Below are 13789 nucleotides of genomic sequence, written 5' to 3'. Positions count from 1 at the left end.
GATTCCGGAGGGAGGCGCACGCCCGGTGTGCGCGGGCGGCATGAAACGGCCCCATATAATAATGGGCTGGCCGAAGCGTTGAGCAACGACGGGCCGCCCGCGGTGTCGCACCGCTTGGGCGCTTGATCCCCCGCCGTCGCGCCCGCACATAGCGGGCTTCGTGCCGCCCCTCCCTTGCCAAGGCCGCCCATGTCCCCTGTTCCCGCCCTCGTCGTCGACAACCTGCGCAAGACCTACGGCAACGGCGTCGAAGCCCTGAAGGGCATCTCGCTGACCGTGCAGCAAGGCGACTTCTTCGCGCTACTCGGTCCCAACGGTGCCGGAAAGTCCACGCTCATCGGCATCCTCTCCTCGCTGGTCAATTCCACCGGCGGCGACGCGCGCATCTTCGGCGTGTCGGTCAACCATCAGCGCAACGAGGCGATGAAGCTGATCGGTCTGGTGCCGCAGGAGATCAACTTCAACCAGTTCGAGAAACCTTTCGACATCTGCGTCAACGAGGCGGGCTTCTACGGCATACCGCGCAAGATCGCGGCGCGGCGTGCGGAGAAGTACCTGAAGGAGCTGCGTCTGTGGGACAAGGCGCAGCACCAGGCACGCATGCTTTCCGGCGGCATGAAGCGCCGCCTGATGATCGCCCGCGCGATGATGAACGAGCCCAAGCTCTTGATCCTGGACGAGCCCACCGCCGGCGTGGACATCGAGATCCGTCGCTCGATGTGGCAGTTCGTCAGCGCCATCAACGCGGCCGGCACCACGGTGATCCTCACCACGCATTACCTGGAGGAAGCCGAGCAGCTGTGCCGCAACATCGCCATCATCGACCACGGCACCATCGTGGAGAACACCACCATGAAGCGGCTGCTGGCGACGCTGGACGTGGAGACCTTCGTGTTCGACGTGGCCGGCGTGCCTGGCACGCTGCCTGCGATGCCGGGCGTGGGCCTGCGCCGCGTGGACGACTACACGCTGGAAGCGGAGATGTCGCGCGAGCACGACCTCAACTCGCTGTTCGCCGCGCTCTCCACGCACGGCATCACCGTCAAGTCGATGCGCAACAAGACCAACCGGCTGGAGGAGCTGTTCGTGCGGCTGGTCGAGGGCGGGCGCGCGCACGCAGCCTGAAAGCTCCCTTTCCCCTCCGCGCCGCCTGGGGCAGAGGACAAAACAAATTCTCTCTCCCGGCATCGCCAGGAAGAAGAAACAAGGGCAAAAAAAGCATGAGCAACACCACCACCAACCTGGTCGCCCTCCACACCATCGTGCGCCGCGAGATCGTGCGCATCATGCGCATCTGGACGCAGACGCTGATCCCGCCGGCGATCACCATGACGCTCTACTTCGTCATCTTCGGCAAGCTGATCGGCAGCCGCATCGGCACGATCCAGGGCGGCTTCACCTATATGCAGTACATCGTGCCGGGACTGGTGATGATGAGCATCATCACCAACAGCTACGGCAACATCTCCAGCTCCTTCTTCGGCGCCAAGTTCAGCCGCGCGGTGGAGGAAATGCTGGTCTCGCCCATGCCCAACTGGGTGATCCTGCTCGGCTATGTCACGGGTGCGGTGACCCGCGGCCTGGTGGTGGGTGTGCTGGTGCTGCTGATCGCGCTGTTCTTCACCTCGCTGCACGTGGCGCACCCGCTGGTGACCCTGGGCTCGGTGCTGCTGGGCTCGGCGATCTTCTCGCTGGCCGGCTTCGTCAACGCGGTCTACGCCAAAAAGTTCGACGACATCGCGCTGGTGCCGACCTTCGTGCTCACGCCGCTGACCTACCTGGGCGGCGTGTTCTACTCGGTCAACATGCTCGCCGAACCGTGGCAGGCGATCTCGCGCGCCAATCCGATCCTGTACATGGTCAACGCCTTCCGCTTCGGCGTGCTGGGCATCAGCGACGTCAACGTGGGCGTGGCCTTCCTGGTGATGCTGGCGTTCGTCGCGGGGCTCTCCATCGTGGCGCTGCAGTTGCTCAAGCGCGGAATCGGCCTGCGTTCCTGAGGCGAGCCGATGCGCGTCAACAAGTACATCAGCGAAGCCGGTCTGTGCTCGCGCCGCGAGGCGGACGAGCTGCTGGTGGCCGGGCGCGTGACCATCAACGGCGAGGTGGTGGGCACGGGCGCCAAGGCGCTGGAGGGCGACGAAGTGCGCGTCGACGGCGAGATCGTCAAGGCGCGCATCCTGGCTGCCACGCCGGCGGCCAAGCGAGCCACCTACATCGCGCTGAACAAGCCGGTCGGCGTCACCTGTACGACCGACCAAGGGGTCGCGGGAAACATCGTCGACTTCGTCGACCACGCGCAGCGGATCTTTCCGATCGGCCGACTGGACAAGGACTCCGAAGGGCTGATCCTGCTCACCAGCAACGGCGACATCGTCAACGAGATCCTGCGCGCGGAGAACCGCCACGAGAAGGAATACCTGGTGGCGGTGAACAAGCCGGTGACCGAGGAGTTCCTCGCCGGCATGGCGCGCGGCGTGCGCATCCACGGCCAGATGACCCTGCCCTGCAAGGTGCGCCGGATCGCCAGGTTCGGCTTCGCCATCGTGCTCACGCAAGGACTCAACCGGCAGATCCGACTGATGGCGGCCGCCTTCGGCTACCGCGTCACCCAGTTGCGCCGCGTGCGCATCGTCAACGTCAGGCTCGGGCATCTGAAGCCCGGCCAGTGGCGCAACCTCACCGACGCCGAACTCAAGGGCCTGCTGCCCGGCCGCACGCAGTGGTGATCCGCGCACGAGCAGGCGCCGGGCGGGCCCGTGCGCGTGCGATCATGCCGCATGACCTCGTTCAATACGCTCCCGCTCAAGCCCGCCCTGCTCGCCAGCGTCGACACACTCGGCTACGCCACGATGACGCCGGTGCAGGCGCAAAGCCTGCCGCCGATGCTCGAAGGGCGCGACGTGACGGTGCAGGCGCAGACCGGCAGCGGCAAGACCGCCGCGTTCGGGCTGGCGCTGCTGCAGGCGATCGAGGTGGAGACGATCCGGCTGCAGGCGCTGGTGCTCTGTCCCACGCGCGAACTGGCCGACCAGGTCAGCAAGGTGCTCCGCAAGCTGGCCGCGGCCATTCCCAACGTCAAGCTGCTGACCCTGTGCGGCGGCATGCCGCTGGGGCCGCAGCTGGCCTCGCTCACGCATGATCCGCACATCGTGGTCGGCACGCCCGGACGCGTCCAGGAGCATCTGAAGCGCGGCAGCCTGCACGGCGGCGGCATCAAGGTGCTGGTGCTGGACGAGGCCGACCGCATGCTCGACATGGGCTTCGCCGAGGCGATCGACGACATCGTCAAGCGCATCGCCAAGCATCACCAGACGCTGCTGCTGTCGGCAACTTTTCCGGAAGAGATCCGCGCGGTCAGCGGACGGCTGCAGCGCGACCCCGTCAACGTGACGGTGGAAGCCGCCGCCCACGCGCCGGCAGCGATCGAGCAGCGCTTCCACGAAGTCGAACCGGCCCACAAGCTCGACGCACTGGCCCAGGTGCTGGGCGACGCGCGTCGCCCGGCTGTTGGCGAAAGTCACGAAGGCGCGCTGGTGTTCTGCAACATGCGCAAGGACGTGGACGCGGTGGCGCAGGAGCTCGACCGCCGCGGCTTCTCCGCCCTCGCGCTGCATGGCGACATGGAGCAGCGCGACCGCGACGAGGTGCTTGTGCGCTTCGCCAACCGTAGCTGCACCGTGCTGGTGGCCACCGACGTGGCCGCGCGCGGGCTGGACATCGCCGCGCTGCCGCTGGTAGTCAGCTACGACGTCGCGCACGACCCGGACACGCACACGCACCGTATCGGCCGCACCGGGCGCGCGGGCCAGAACGGCCTGGCGATCACGCTGTGCACGCCGCGCGAGCGGCCCAAGGCGGAGAACATCGGGCAGGCCAGCGGTACGCCGCTGCCGTGGCAGCCGCTCAAACTCGCGCCTTCGCGCGGCAAGACGCTGAAGCTGGCGCCGATGAAGACCCTGGTGATCGACGCCGGCCGGCAGGACAAGCTGCGCCCGGGCGACATCCTCGGCGCGCTCACCGGCGAGGCCGGGCTCGCCGCCAGCGAGATCGGCAAGATCGACGTGTTCGCCACGCGCGCCTACGTCGCGATCAGCCGCGCGCAGGCGAACAAGGCGCTGGAGCGCCTGCGCGCCGGGCGCATCAAGGGGCGCAACTTCCGCGTACGTCCGCTGGGCTGAGCACCCGGCTAGGCCGACGAACAGTCCTTGGCTTCCGCGGCCGACGCCTCGTGCCGCGGTTCGCCCACGCGGAAGCGGCACACGTGGCCGCCGCGGATGATGCATTCCATGTGGTGGATGCGCCGTCCGCTGGCCGCTTCCATGTAGGCCAGGTCGAACTTGCATACCTGCGGCACGCTGCGTGCCAGCGCGTGGAAGACGCAGTTGAAGGCCTCCACGTGCTGCTCCTGGCCATGCCGCGCCACCACCGCCTCGTAGCCCAGCGCGTCGAGCTGGCCGGCCAGCTGCTGCGCCACCTCGTCGGCGCTGGCCTCGGGTGGCAGCGCCACCTCGTGGCTGCCCAGCGTGCGCCCCAGCTCCTGCAGCAGCGTCTCCAGCTCGGCGGTGCCGTAGCGCTCGCGCAGCTGGGACAACAGGGCGGTGCTGAGCAGGCCGTAGTTGCGGGGGAACAACGCCCGCCCACCTTCGGTGAGGCGGAAGCGCGCCTGCGGCCGACCGCCGCTTGGCCGCGCCTGCCCGCGCTCGACGTGGCCGCGCGCGAGCAAGGCGCTGAGGTGCTGGCGCACCGCGTTGTGGCTGATGCGCAAACGCTCGCACAGCTCCTCCACCGAGCAGCCCTCCGGCGCCATCAGCAACTGGCGCAGCAGGCGCTGCTGGGTGGAACCGAGCCGGGCGAGCGCTCCCATGCTCAGCTGGCCTTGGCCGGGAACTGCTTTGCGATGCCGGCCGCCAGCGCGTCGGAAATCGTGTCCATGTGCGCCTGCATGGCCTGCCAGGTGGCCGCCTCCCCCTTCATGTCGCCCGCCATGATCTGCTGGATCTGCGTGGCATGGTGCGCCACGTGGGTGGCCAGCAGGCCCTGCAGGGCGCCCTCGGGCAGATTCGGGTTGGCGCCGGCGAGGAACTTGGCGATCTCGCTGGCGTTGGATTGCAGCGTGGCCATTGCCTTGTTTTCGGCCGCCTTGTCGTTCGCGGCGCGCGCGTCCGTCAGCGCCTTGACGCCACCCCAGTGGCCGGCGAGCAGGTCGAGCATGCGTGCGCCGGCGGCCTTGCCGTAGAAGCCGCCGACCGCGTCGGCGATCTGCTTGGCATTGGTGACCACCGCCTCGGCCGCAGCCTTGGCCTGGGCCGCGTCGTGGGCGTGCACGGCCAGCGCGTAGTCGCGCGTGTGCACGACGTGGCCATGCCACAGCGAACGCAGGGCGGAATCAAGTTTGGGTGCGGCCGGCACGGCGGAGGCCGCCGAGGATAGCTGGGCAGTGGATGGCATCTGCATGGCAGGCGCCACGCCGGTGAAGGCGCAGGCGAGGACCAGGGCGAGCAGGCAGGTGGATGTCTTCATGGCGGGTCTCCAGAGGGCGTCGCGGCTGCGACCCGTGCCAGTCTGGGAGGCTTCCGTTTACGCGCAATGGATGTATGTGTAAAGCCTGCTATGGCCAGTCTGACGCCTCGATCGAAGGCGCCCATCCGCCTTCGTTACCATCGCCCGCGTTCGCGGCAGGAAGGACTCGGGTCCGAGCGCTCGGGCGTGGATGCTCCCCCGCTTATGGGGGAAGGGTCCGCTGGGTGAATGGGGGGAGGCCCTTTCGAGTGGTTGCGCCTTGCGTGGCTGGCAGGCGCGCTAAGGTAGAGGCTTCTCCACCGGACATCCGCCCATGCCGTTCTGCCGCCTCCTGACTGCGCTCGTCCTGCTTGCCTCCAGCGGTGCGGCCCTGGCCGCCGAAGTGCCCGTCCAGCCCGCCGAGCATCCCGAATTGCACGCGTTGGCCAGTGCGCCCAGCGAACAGGAACTGCGCGGCACGATCACCGCGCTGGTCGGCTTCGGCACCCGCCACACGCTCTCGGACACCCGCTCGGACAAACGCGGAATCGGTGCCGCGCGCCGCTGGGTCAAGTCACGCTTCGAGCGGATCGGGCGCGACTGCGGCGGCTGCCTGGAAATCGTCACACCCTCGCAGACGTTCACCGGCGAGCGTGCTCCCAAGCCCGTCGAGGTCATGGACGTGGTCGCGATCAAGCGCGGCAACGGCGATCCGGACCGGGTGATCGTGATCACCGGACACCTGGATTCGCGTGCCAGCGACGTCCAGGACGCCACCCACGATGCGCCCGGCGCCAACGACGACGCCTCCGGCGTGGCCGCGTTGATCGAGGCGGCGCGCCTGCTCTCGAAGCAGGACAACCGCGCCACCCTGGTCTTCGCCGCGCTCTCGGGCGAGGAGCAGGGCCTGTACGGCGGCAAGGTGCTGGCCGACTACGCGGTGGCGCACGGCTGGCGCGTGGAGGCCCAGCTCAACAACGACATCGTCGGCAACAGCCGTGGCCAGAACGGCGTGCGTGACAACACCGTGGTGCGCGTGTTCTCCGAAGGCACCAAGAGCAACGAGACGCTCGAGCAGGCCAGCTACCGCCGCTACCACGGCGGCGAGGTGGACTCGCCCTCGCGCAACCTGGCCCGTTTCATGGAGCACCTGGCCGACCGCTACCTGCCCGACTTTCGCGTACGGATGATCTACCGCACCGACCGCTACGGCCGCGGCGGCGACCAGGTGCCCTTCCTGAGGGCCGGTTTTCCCGCGGTGCGCGTCACCGAAGGCCACGAGGACTACACCCGCCAGCACCAGGACCTGCGCCCGGGCTACGGCGACACCGTCGACGGCATCGATTTCCGCTACCTCGCCCGGGTCACCGCGCTCAACGCCATCACCCTGGCGAGCTTGAGCCGCGCGCCCGCGCCGCCCACCGGTGTGGACGTCAAGGGCGCGCTGGCTACCGACACCACGGTGATGTGGCACAAGGTGCCAGGCGCCGCCGGGTACCGCGTGCACTGGCGCGACACCACAGCGCCGCAGTGGCAGCACGCGCGCGCGGTCGGCGACGTAGACCACACGGTGCTGCAGGACGTGGTGATCGACGACTGGTTCTTCGGCGTATCGTCGGTATCGGCAGACGGCTACGAAAGCCCGGTGGTGTTTCCGGGCGACGCGGGGAGTTTCGAGCGTTCGCCAGAGGCGCACTGACGGGTTGCACGAGGAGCGCCCCATCCGCCCTGCGGGCACTTCCTCCCGCATCGCGGGAAGGAAGCAAGCACTTCAACCACGCCCGTAGACGTCCTCGAAGCGCACGATGTCGTCTTCGCCCAGATAGCTGCCCGACTGCACCTCGATCAGCTCCAGCGGCAGCCGGCCGGGGTTCTCCAGCCGGTGCTTGACGCCCAGCGGGATGTAGGTGCTCTGGTTCTCGGCGAGGGTGAATACCTCCTCGCCGCGGGTGATGCGCCCGGTACCCGAGACGATGATCCAGTGCTCGGCGCGGTGATGGTGCATCTGCAGGCTCAGCGAAGCCCCCGGCTTGACCGTGATGCGCTTGACCTGGAAGCGCCCGCCGACGTCGATCGAATCGTAGCTGCCCCACGGCCGGTAGACCTTGCGATGGCTGGTCGGCTCGCTGCGCCCCTCCGCCTTGAGCCGCCCGACGATGCCCTTGACGTCCTGCACGCGGTCCTTGTGCGCGACCAGCACGGCGTCGGCGGTATCGACCACCACCACGTTTTCCAGCCCCAGCAAGGCGAGCAGCCGGCCGTCGCCCCAGGCGAGCGTGTTGCGGCAGTCCTGCGCCAGCACGTCGCCGTGGTGGGCGTTGCCATTGCCGTCCTGCTCTGCCACTTCCCATAGTGCGGACCAGCTGCCGAGGTCGTTCCAGCCCACCTCGATGGGCAGCACGGCGGCTGCGTCGGTGTGCTCCATCACCGCATAGTCGATCGAGTCGGACGGACAGGCGGCGAAGGCCGCCTTGTCCAGCCGAACGAAGTCGGCATCGCGCGAGGCACCCTCGAGCGCGGCGCGGCAGGCGGCCAGCATCGCGCTCTGCTGGCGTTCCAGCTCGGCCAGGAACACCGAGGCGCGGAACAGGAACATGCCGCTGTTCCAGAAGTATTCGCCCGAATCCACGTAGCCTTTGGCGGTAGCCTCGTCGGGTTTTTCCACGAACTCTGCCACCGCGCGCACACCATCGGCCAGCGCCGCCCCGGCGCGGATATAGCCGTAGCCGGTTTCCGGCCCGGACGGGACGATGCCGAAGGTGACCAGCCGGCCCCGGCTCGCCGCCGGTTCGGCCTGCCGCACCGCGGCCTGGAACGCCGGCGCGTCGGTGATCACGTGATCCGAGGGCAGCACCAGCAGCAAGGGATCGGCCCCCGCGCGCATCGACTGCAGCGCGGCCACCGCGATCGCCGGCGCGGTGTTGCGCCCGACCGGCTCGAGCAGGATCGCCGAGGGCACGCAGCCGACCTGGCGCAGTTGCTCGGCCACCATGAAGCGATGCTCCTCGTTGGCCACCACCATCGGTGCGGAGGAGGCCAGCGGCGCGATGCGCTGCCAGGTCGCCTGCAGCATCGTGTCCTTGCCCACCAGCGGCAGGAACTGCTTCGGATAGGCCTCGCGCGAGAGCGGCCACAGGCGCGTGCCCGAGCCGCCAGAAAGAATTACCGGAATCATGCCGTCTCCTCAGGGCCCCGCCGCACGCTGGCCGGTGCGGGGGAGTGGCGCAAGGCCGGCATTATCGGCCGATCGGCCCGATAGCGGAACGGCGCTGCCGCCTCTCAGTCGGCGACGTCGGCCACCAGGCGGTCCAGCTCGGCCTTGAGCGAGGCGCCGTTGACGCGCAGCCAGTCACGCTGCTCGCGCCAGTTGGGGAACAGCGTGGCGACCAGCGCCCAGAAGCGTGGGGCATGGCTGCGCACCTTCAGGTGGCACAGCTCGTGCGCCAGCACGTATCGCAGCGCGGCCGGCGGCGCCAGGGCCAGGGCGAGATCGAGGTTGATGCGGTCGCGCGTATCCAGGCTGCCCCACAGGCTCTTCATGGGGCGGATGCGCAACGAAGTCGGCGCCAGACCCAGCTGCGGCACGTACCCGGCCATCCAGCGCGAGACGTCGCGGCGCATCTGCGCCTCGAAATGCGAAGCCAGCAGACCACGCGCCACCGGCAGGGCGCGCGTGTGCGGCCGCGGAATCACCAGCGTGAGCCCACCGTCGAACGATTCCACCCGCGGATACGGACCCTCGGCCCAGTCCAGCAGCGTGGTATCGCCGCGCAGCGGGATCTCGGTGGCATGCCCCACTCGCAGCGGCGGCAGCGGCTTGACGATGAGGTTGAGCTCGTCGAGCTTCTTTTCCAGCCAGTCGGCGTGGCTGCGCAGGAAGGCACTGACCTGCGAGGGATGGGTGCCGTCGGGATAGGAAACCCGGGCGCCCTTGGGCGTGACCGTCAGGCGCAGCCGCCGTGCACGTGGGTGGGCGGCCTTGAGCACCCGAATGGTGCTGCCGCTCGCCGTTGCCAGTTCCAGCCAGTCGCCTTGGAGTTGTGCTGCCATGATCCGCGCCCGTGGGTAGAGCATAACCTTGCAACGGGGGGTGTGAGGAAAGGGTTGGAGGCGGGCTCAGGCCCCGGCGCGGCTGGTTTCACGCCGCATGAGACGCACCTTTGGCCGGGTCCTTGCTCCGCGAACAAGGGGAACTCGCATCCCGCCGGATCAGGCGTCCTTGGGCCGCGGCAGGCCGAACCATTCCTCCAGCTTGCCCAGCAGTCGCTCGACTTCCAGCGTGAACAGGGCGAAGCGGGCGTCGAGCTCGGCGGCGGCGTCGGGGGCGCTGTCGGAAAGCTCGTCCAGCACCACGTCCAGCAGCTTGAGCTTGCGCAGCACCAGGTCCTCGCCCAACACGAAGCTCAGGCGGTCGTCGAACACGAGGCCCAGCTGGAACACCTGCTTGCCGTTGCGCAGGTGTTCCTTGATCTCTTCGCTTTCCAAATCCTGCCGGCGGCAGCGGGCGATCGCGCCCGTATTGCTGCCTGGGTCGCGCAGCTCGACCTCGTCGCCGAGGGCGAGGCCGGCCGGCAGGGTGCCGTTGGCGAGCCAGTCGGTCATCAGCACGCGCGGGCCTTCCTCCGGCGCCAGCGGCACGGCGGGAAAACTGCCCAGCGCCTCGCGGATCTGCGTCAGCGCGTTCTCGGCCGACTTGCGGCTGGCGGTGTCCAGCACCAGCCAGCCGTGCTGGCGGTCGACGTAGGCGGACATGCGCGAACTGCGCACGAAAGCGCGCGGCAGCAGTTCGTTGAGCAGGTCCTCTTTCATCCGCTTGCGTTCGCGCCCGCCGACCTTGCGGCCCTCTTCCTCGGCGATCTTCTGCACGCGGCGGTGCAGCTCGTCATTGACCACGGCGGCCGGCAGCAGCTTGTCCTCACCGCCCACGGAGACCCAGGTGCAGTGCTTGACCGCGTGGGTGAGCGCGGCGTCCTCGCCGCGGCCGATCGGCGGCACGAAGCCCTTGGTGAACAGCTCCAGCGGGCCGCAGGGGCGCAGGCGATGCTCGCCGAGGGCATCGTCCAGGCGTTCGAGGTCGGCGGCGACGGCGGGAGAGAAACGGAACAGCGTGAGGTTGCGGAAGAACATGAAAGATCCGATTGGGGGCTTGCGCTTCGATCGAGCGACCCTTCGACGTCGGCCCCGCGGGCCTGCGCTCGGTTCGAGCGGTCGAGGTTATCCGATAGCCGTTGGCGCGGGGCCGAAGCGCAGCGAAGTCGAAGCGCTCGCGAGATGTGGGTAATTAACGGCTCACCGCAGCCACGGCCGCGGCCACGGTTTCGAGGTTCCCGCGGTTGAGCGCGGCCACGCAGATGCGGCCAGTGGAAAGCGCGTAGATGCCGTACTCCTGGCGCAGCCGCTCGACCTGGGCACGCGACAGGCCGGAATAGGAAAACATGCCGGCCTGCTGCTGCACGAAGCCGAACCCCGGCGCGCCGTGCGCGGCCAGCTTCTCGACCAGCCCGGCGCGCATCGCATGGATGCGCTCGCGCATCTCGGCCAGCTCGGCCTCCCACAGCGCGCGCAACTCGGCACTGCCGAGCACGCCGGCGACCAGCGCGCCGCCATGCGTGGCAGGGCTGGAATAGTTGGCGCGGATGGTCTGCTTGACCTTCGAGCGCAAACGCGCGGCCTCGTCGCGGTCGGCGCCGACCAGCGACAGTGCGCCCACGCGCTCGCCGTATAGCGAGAACGACTTCGAGTACGAACTCGCCACCACGAAAGCCTCGATGCCGGAGGCGCCGAACAGCCGGATCGCCGTCGCGTCGGCGTCGATGCCCTCGTCGAAGCCCTGGTAGGCGATGTCGATGAAGGGCAGCAGCCTGCGCTCGCGCACCAGGTCCACCACCTGCTGCCACTGCTGGGCGTCCAGGTCGACGCCGGTGGGGTTGTGGCAGCAGGCGTGCAGCAGCACCACGGTGCCGGGCTCGAGCCTGCCGAGGTCTTCCAGCATGCCCGCGAAGTCCAGGCCGTGCGTGGCCGGGTCGTAATAGCGATAGTCGATGATCTCGAAGCCGGCATTGCCGAACACGACGCGGTGGTTTTCCCAGCTCGGGCTGCTGATCGCGATGCGCGATGCAGGCAGCACCTTCTTCAGCAGGTCTGCGCCCACGCGCAGCGCACCGCTGCCGCCGATGGTCTGCGCCGTGGCCACGCGGCCGGCGGCCAGCAGCGGGGAATCGACGCCGAACAGCAACTGCTGCGAAAGCGTGTCGTACGCCGGCAGCCCGTCGATGGGCAGGTAGCCGCGCGGCTTGGCCTCGGCGGCCAGCGCCTGCTCGACCTGGCGCACCGCCTTGAGCAGCGGGATGCGGCCCTGCTCGTCGACATAGATGCCCACGCCCAGGTTCACCTTGTGCGGACGCGGATCGGCCAGGTAGGCCTCGGTCAGTCCGAGGATCGGATCACCCGGGGCCATTTCAACGGAAGCGAAGTGGGACACGACTTGGGCTCGCTCTGGAGATGAAAGTGAAGGATGGACGTCTAGGGGCCGACATCGCTTGCCGGCTCGCCGGCGAGCCAACCGCGGGCGTCGGCGCGCGCCGCACCGGTGCGCGCACCCAGCGCGGCGAAGTCGAACAGCTTGCGGTCGGCCAGCTGCGAGGGCGCCACGTTGCCCAGTGCACGGAAGATGCTCTCGCAACGACCCGGATGCTGCGCATCCCAGTCGGCAAGCATACGGCCGATCGCCTTGCGCTGCAGGTTCTCCTGCGAACCGCAGAGGTTGCACGGGATGATCGGGAAGGCCCGTTCCTGCGCATAGGCGGCGATGTCGCTCTCGCGGCAATAGGCCAGCGGCCGTATCACCACGTGGCGGCCGTCGTCAGAAAGCAGCTTGGGCGGCATCGCCTTGAGGTTCGCGCCGTGGAACAGGTTGAGGAAGAACGTCGCCAGGATGTCGTCACGATGATGACCCAGCGCGATGCGCGTGATGCCGTTTTCCGCCGCCCAGCGGTACAGCGCGCCACGGCGCAGCCGCGAGCACAGGCTGCACATCGTCCTGCCTTCGGGCACCACCCGCACGACGGTGGAATAGGTGTCCTGCTCGATGACGTGGAACGGCACGCCGCGCGCGCCGAGGTAATCGGGCAGCACGTGTTCCGGGAAGCCCGGCTGCTTCTGGTCCAGGTTCACCGCGATCAGCTCGAAGCGCACCGGCGCCTTGGCCTGCAGCGAGAGCAGGATGTCCAGCAGGGTGTAGGAATCCTTGCCGCCGGAGAGGCAGACCATCACGCGGTCACCCTCTTCGATCATCTGGTAGTCGGCGATCGCCTGGCCAACCTGGTGGCGCAACCGCTTGGCCAGCCGCGCGGCCTCATGGGCCCGCTTGCGGTCGACGCGGGGTTCGGGACGAACGGGGGAGGACATTGCGACATTGTACCTTGCCCACTAGCGCAGCCCCGCGGCGTACACTGGCCGCCCGTTCCGTCCGCCCTCGTCCGCCATGCAGGTACAGGACCCCATCCAGATCGCCCGCCGCCTGGCCGAACTGCGCCAGGAACACCGCGACCTGGACGCAGCGATCGGCCACATGGCTACGCACCCGGCGCGCGACGAGCTGCAGCTGACCCGGCTGAAGAAGCGCAAGCTGCTGCTCAAGGACGCCATCGCCCGGCTCGAAAGCAAGCTGATCCCCGACCTGGACGCCTGAACCGATGCCCATGCCACCGACGCTGGAGGACGCCTATGTCGCCCTCGAGCCGCTGCACCCCGAACACGTCCCCGCGCTGGAAGCGGCCGCGGCCGACGGCGAGCTGTGGAAGCTGTGGTTCACCTCGGTGCCCGCGCCGGGGCAGATGACGACCTACGTGGAGAAGGCGCTGGCCGGCCAGCGCGAGGGCCGCATGCTGCCGTTCGCGATCCGCGAGAAGCGCACCGGCGAGCTGGTCGGCAGCACGCGCTACTACGACATTGTCAGCGATCCGCCGCGCGTGGCGATCGGCTACACCTGGTACGCCCGGCGCTGGCAGAAGAGCCACGTCAATACCGCCTGCAAGCGGCTGCTGCTGGCGCATGCGTTCGAGCGGCTCGGCTGCGTGGCGGTGGAGCTGCACACCGACGGGCGCAACCTCGATTCGCAGCGCGCCATCGAGCGGCTGGGCGCCACGCGCGAAGGCGTGTTGCGCGCGCACAAGCGCCGACCCGACGGCAGCCTGCGCGATACGGTGTGCTATTCGGTGCTCCAGCGGGAGTGGCCGGACGTGTCGCGCTGGCTGGAGCTGCGGCTGGCGCGGCTGGCCGGCTGAAC

At 68.8% G+C, this 13789-nt stretch carries 14 protein-coding genes; 7 read left to right on the top strand and 7 right to left on the bottom strand.

Going from position 1 to position 13789, the window contains the following annotated elements; genetic code table 11:
• Positions 1–189 precede the first annotated feature (189 nt).
• The 4 genes from VGU65_RS02175 to dbpA all read left to right on the top strand — a co-directional run bounded on the left by VGU65_RS02175 (position 190) and on the right by dbpA (position 4181).
• Positions 190–1125 (top strand): ABC transporter ATP-binding protein, encoded by a 936-nt coding sequence (locus tag VGU65_RS02175; RefSeq protein WP_327472521.1) that lies wholly within the window; start codon positions 190–192, stop codon positions 1123–1125.
• A 95-nt stretch (positions 1126–1220) separates the two neighbouring features.
• Complete coding sequence (locus VGU65_RS02170; RefSeq protein ID WP_327472520.1) at positions 1221–2000, top strand: ABC transporter permease; 780 nt, start codon at positions 1221–1223, stop codon at positions 1998–2000.
• Between the two features lie 9 nt (positions 2001–2009).
• Positions 2010–2729, top strand: a complete 720-nt coding sequence (locus tag VGU65_RS02165; RefSeq protein ID WP_327472519.1) for a pseudouridine synthase — start codon at positions 2010–2012, stop codon at positions 2727–2729.
• Between the two features lie 51 nt (positions 2730–2780).
• Positions 2781–4181, top strand: a complete 1401-nt coding sequence (gene dbpA / locus VGU65_RS02160; protein WP_327472518.1) for an ATP-dependent RNA helicase DbpA — start codon at positions 2781–2783, stop codon at positions 4179–4181.
• Between the two features lie 8 nt (positions 4182–4189).
• On the opposite strand, the gene VGU65_RS02155 is transcribed toward dbpA, so the two are convergent.
• Entirely contained in the window at positions 4190–4867 is a 678-nt protein-coding gene (locus VGU65_RS02155) for a helix-turn-helix transcriptional regulator (protein WP_327472517.1), read from the bottom strand.
• A gap of 2 nt (positions 4868–4869) precedes the next feature.
• Positions 4870–5523 (bottom strand): hypothetical protein, encoded by a 654-nt coding sequence (locus VGU65_RS02150; protein ID WP_327472516.1) that lies wholly within the window; start codon positions 5521–5523, stop codon positions 4870–4872.
• Between the two features lie 313 nt (positions 5524–5836).
• Between VGU65_RS02150 and VGU65_RS02145 the strand changes: the two genes are divergently transcribed.
• Positions 5837–7201, top strand: coding sequence for a M20/M25/M40 family metallo-hydrolase (locus VGU65_RS02145; protein WP_327472515.1), 1365 nt, complete (start codon positions 5837–5839; stop codon positions 7199–7201).
• A 72-nt stretch (positions 7202–7273) separates the two neighbouring features.
• On the opposite strand, the gene VGU65_RS02140 is transcribed toward VGU65_RS02145, so the two are convergent.
• The 5 genes from VGU65_RS02140 to ttcA all read right to left on the bottom strand — a co-directional run bounded on the left by VGU65_RS02140 (position 7274) and on the right by ttcA (position 12909).
• Positions 7274–8677 (bottom strand): mannose-1-phosphate guanylyltransferase/mannose-6-phosphate isomerase, encoded by a 1404-nt coding sequence (locus tag VGU65_RS02140; RefSeq protein WP_327472514.1) that lies wholly within the window; start codon positions 8675–8677, stop codon positions 7274–7276.
• 104 nt (positions 8678–8781) lie between these two features.
• Positions 8782–9552: a M48 family metallopeptidase gene (locus VGU65_RS02135; RefSeq protein WP_327472513.1), complete on the bottom strand. Its 771-nt coding sequence runs from the start codon at positions 9550–9552 to the stop codon at positions 8782–8784.
• A 159-nt stretch (positions 9553–9711) separates the two neighbouring features.
• Positions 9712–10629, bottom strand: coding sequence for a recombination-associated protein RdgC (locus VGU65_RS02130; protein WP_327472512.1), 918 nt, complete (start codon positions 10627–10629; stop codon positions 9712–9714).
• Between the two features lie 154 nt (positions 10630–10783).
• Positions 10784–11983 (bottom strand): amino acid aminotransferase, encoded by a 1200-nt coding sequence (locus tag VGU65_RS02125; protein ID WP_327472511.1) that lies wholly within the window; start codon positions 11981–11983, stop codon positions 10784–10786.
• Positions 11984–12024: 41 nt separating this feature from the next.
• On the bottom strand, positions 12025–12909 hold the full coding sequence (gene ttcA / locus VGU65_RS02120; protein ID WP_327472510.1) for a tRNA 2-thiocytidine(32) synthetase TtcA: 885 nt from the start codon (positions 12907–12909) through the stop codon (positions 12025–12027).
• Between the two features lie 76 nt (positions 12910–12985).
• Between ttcA and VGU65_RS02115 the strand changes: the two genes are divergently transcribed.
• Positions 12986–13192, top strand: coding sequence for a YdcH family protein (locus VGU65_RS02115; protein WP_327472509.1), 207 nt, complete (start codon positions 12986–12988; stop codon positions 13190–13192).
• A gap of 4 nt (positions 13193–13196) precedes the next feature.
• The gene (locus VGU65_RS02110) at positions 13197–13787 is read left to right on the top strand and encodes a GNAT family N-acetyltransferase (protein ID WP_327472508.1); all 591 of its coding nucleotides are present in this window, start codon (positions 13197–13199) and stop codon (positions 13785–13787) included.
• The last annotated feature ends 2 nt before the right edge of the window (positions 13788–13789 follow it).

This window comes from Frateuria sp. (assembly GCF_035943815.1).
Taxonomy (GTDB): Bacteria; Pseudomonadota; Gammaproteobacteria; order Xanthomonadales; family Rhodanobacteraceae; genus Frateuria_A.
Note: the sequence above shows the minus strand (reverse complement) of the source record. Positions and strands in the feature narration are given on the sequence as shown.

Bases quoted from the DNA above. Each gene is read 5' to 3' on its own strand.
- VGU65_RS02175 (WP_327472521.1), top strand. From the start codon at position 190: ATGTCCCCTGTTCCCGCCCTCGTCGTCGACAACCTGCGCAAGACCTAC.
- VGU65_RS02170 (WP_327472520.1), top strand. From the start codon at position 1,221: ATGAGCAACACCACCACCAACCTGGTCGCCCTCCACACCATCGTGCGC.
- VGU65_RS02165 (WP_327472519.1), top strand. From the start codon at position 2,010: ATGCGCGTCAACAAGTACATCAGCGAAGCCGGTCTGTGCTCGCGCCGC.
- dbpA (WP_327472518.1), top strand. From the start codon at position 2,781: ATGACCTCGTTCAATACGCTCCCGCTCAAGCCCGCCCTGCTCGCCAGC.
- VGU65_RS02155 (WP_327472517.1), bottom strand. From the start codon at position 4,867: ATGGGAGCGCTCGCCCGGCTCGGTTCCACCCAGCAGCGCCTGCTGCGC.
- VGU65_RS02150 (WP_327472516.1), bottom strand. From the start codon at position 5,523: ATGAAGACATCCACCTGCCTGCTCGCCCTGGTCCTCGCCTGCGCCTTC.
- VGU65_RS02145 (WP_327472515.1), top strand. From the start codon at position 5,837: ATGCCGTTCTGCCGCCTCCTGACTGCGCTCGTCCTGCTTGCCTCCAGC.
- VGU65_RS02140 (WP_327472514.1), bottom strand. From the start codon at position 8,677: ATGATTCCGGTAATTCTTTCTGGCGGCTCGGGCACGCGCCTGTGGCCG.
- VGU65_RS02135 (WP_327472513.1), bottom strand. From the start codon at position 9,552: ATGGCAGCACAACTCCAAGGCGACTGGCTGGAACTGGCAACGGCGAGC.
- VGU65_RS02130 (WP_327472512.1), bottom strand. From the start codon at position 10,629: ATGTTCTTCCGCAACCTCACGCTGTTCCGTTTCTCTCCCGCCGTCGCC.
- ttcA (WP_327472510.1), bottom strand. From the start codon at position 12,909: ATGTCCTCCCCCGTTCGTCCCGAACCCCGCGTCGACCGCAAGCGGGCC.
- VGU65_RS02115 (WP_327472509.1), top strand. From the start codon at position 12,986: ATGCAGGTACAGGACCCCATCCAGATCGCCCGCCGCCTGGCCGAACTG.
- VGU65_RS02110 (WP_327472508.1), top strand. From the start codon at position 13,197: ATGCCCATGCCACCGACGCTGGAGGACGCCTATGTCGCCCTCGAGCCG.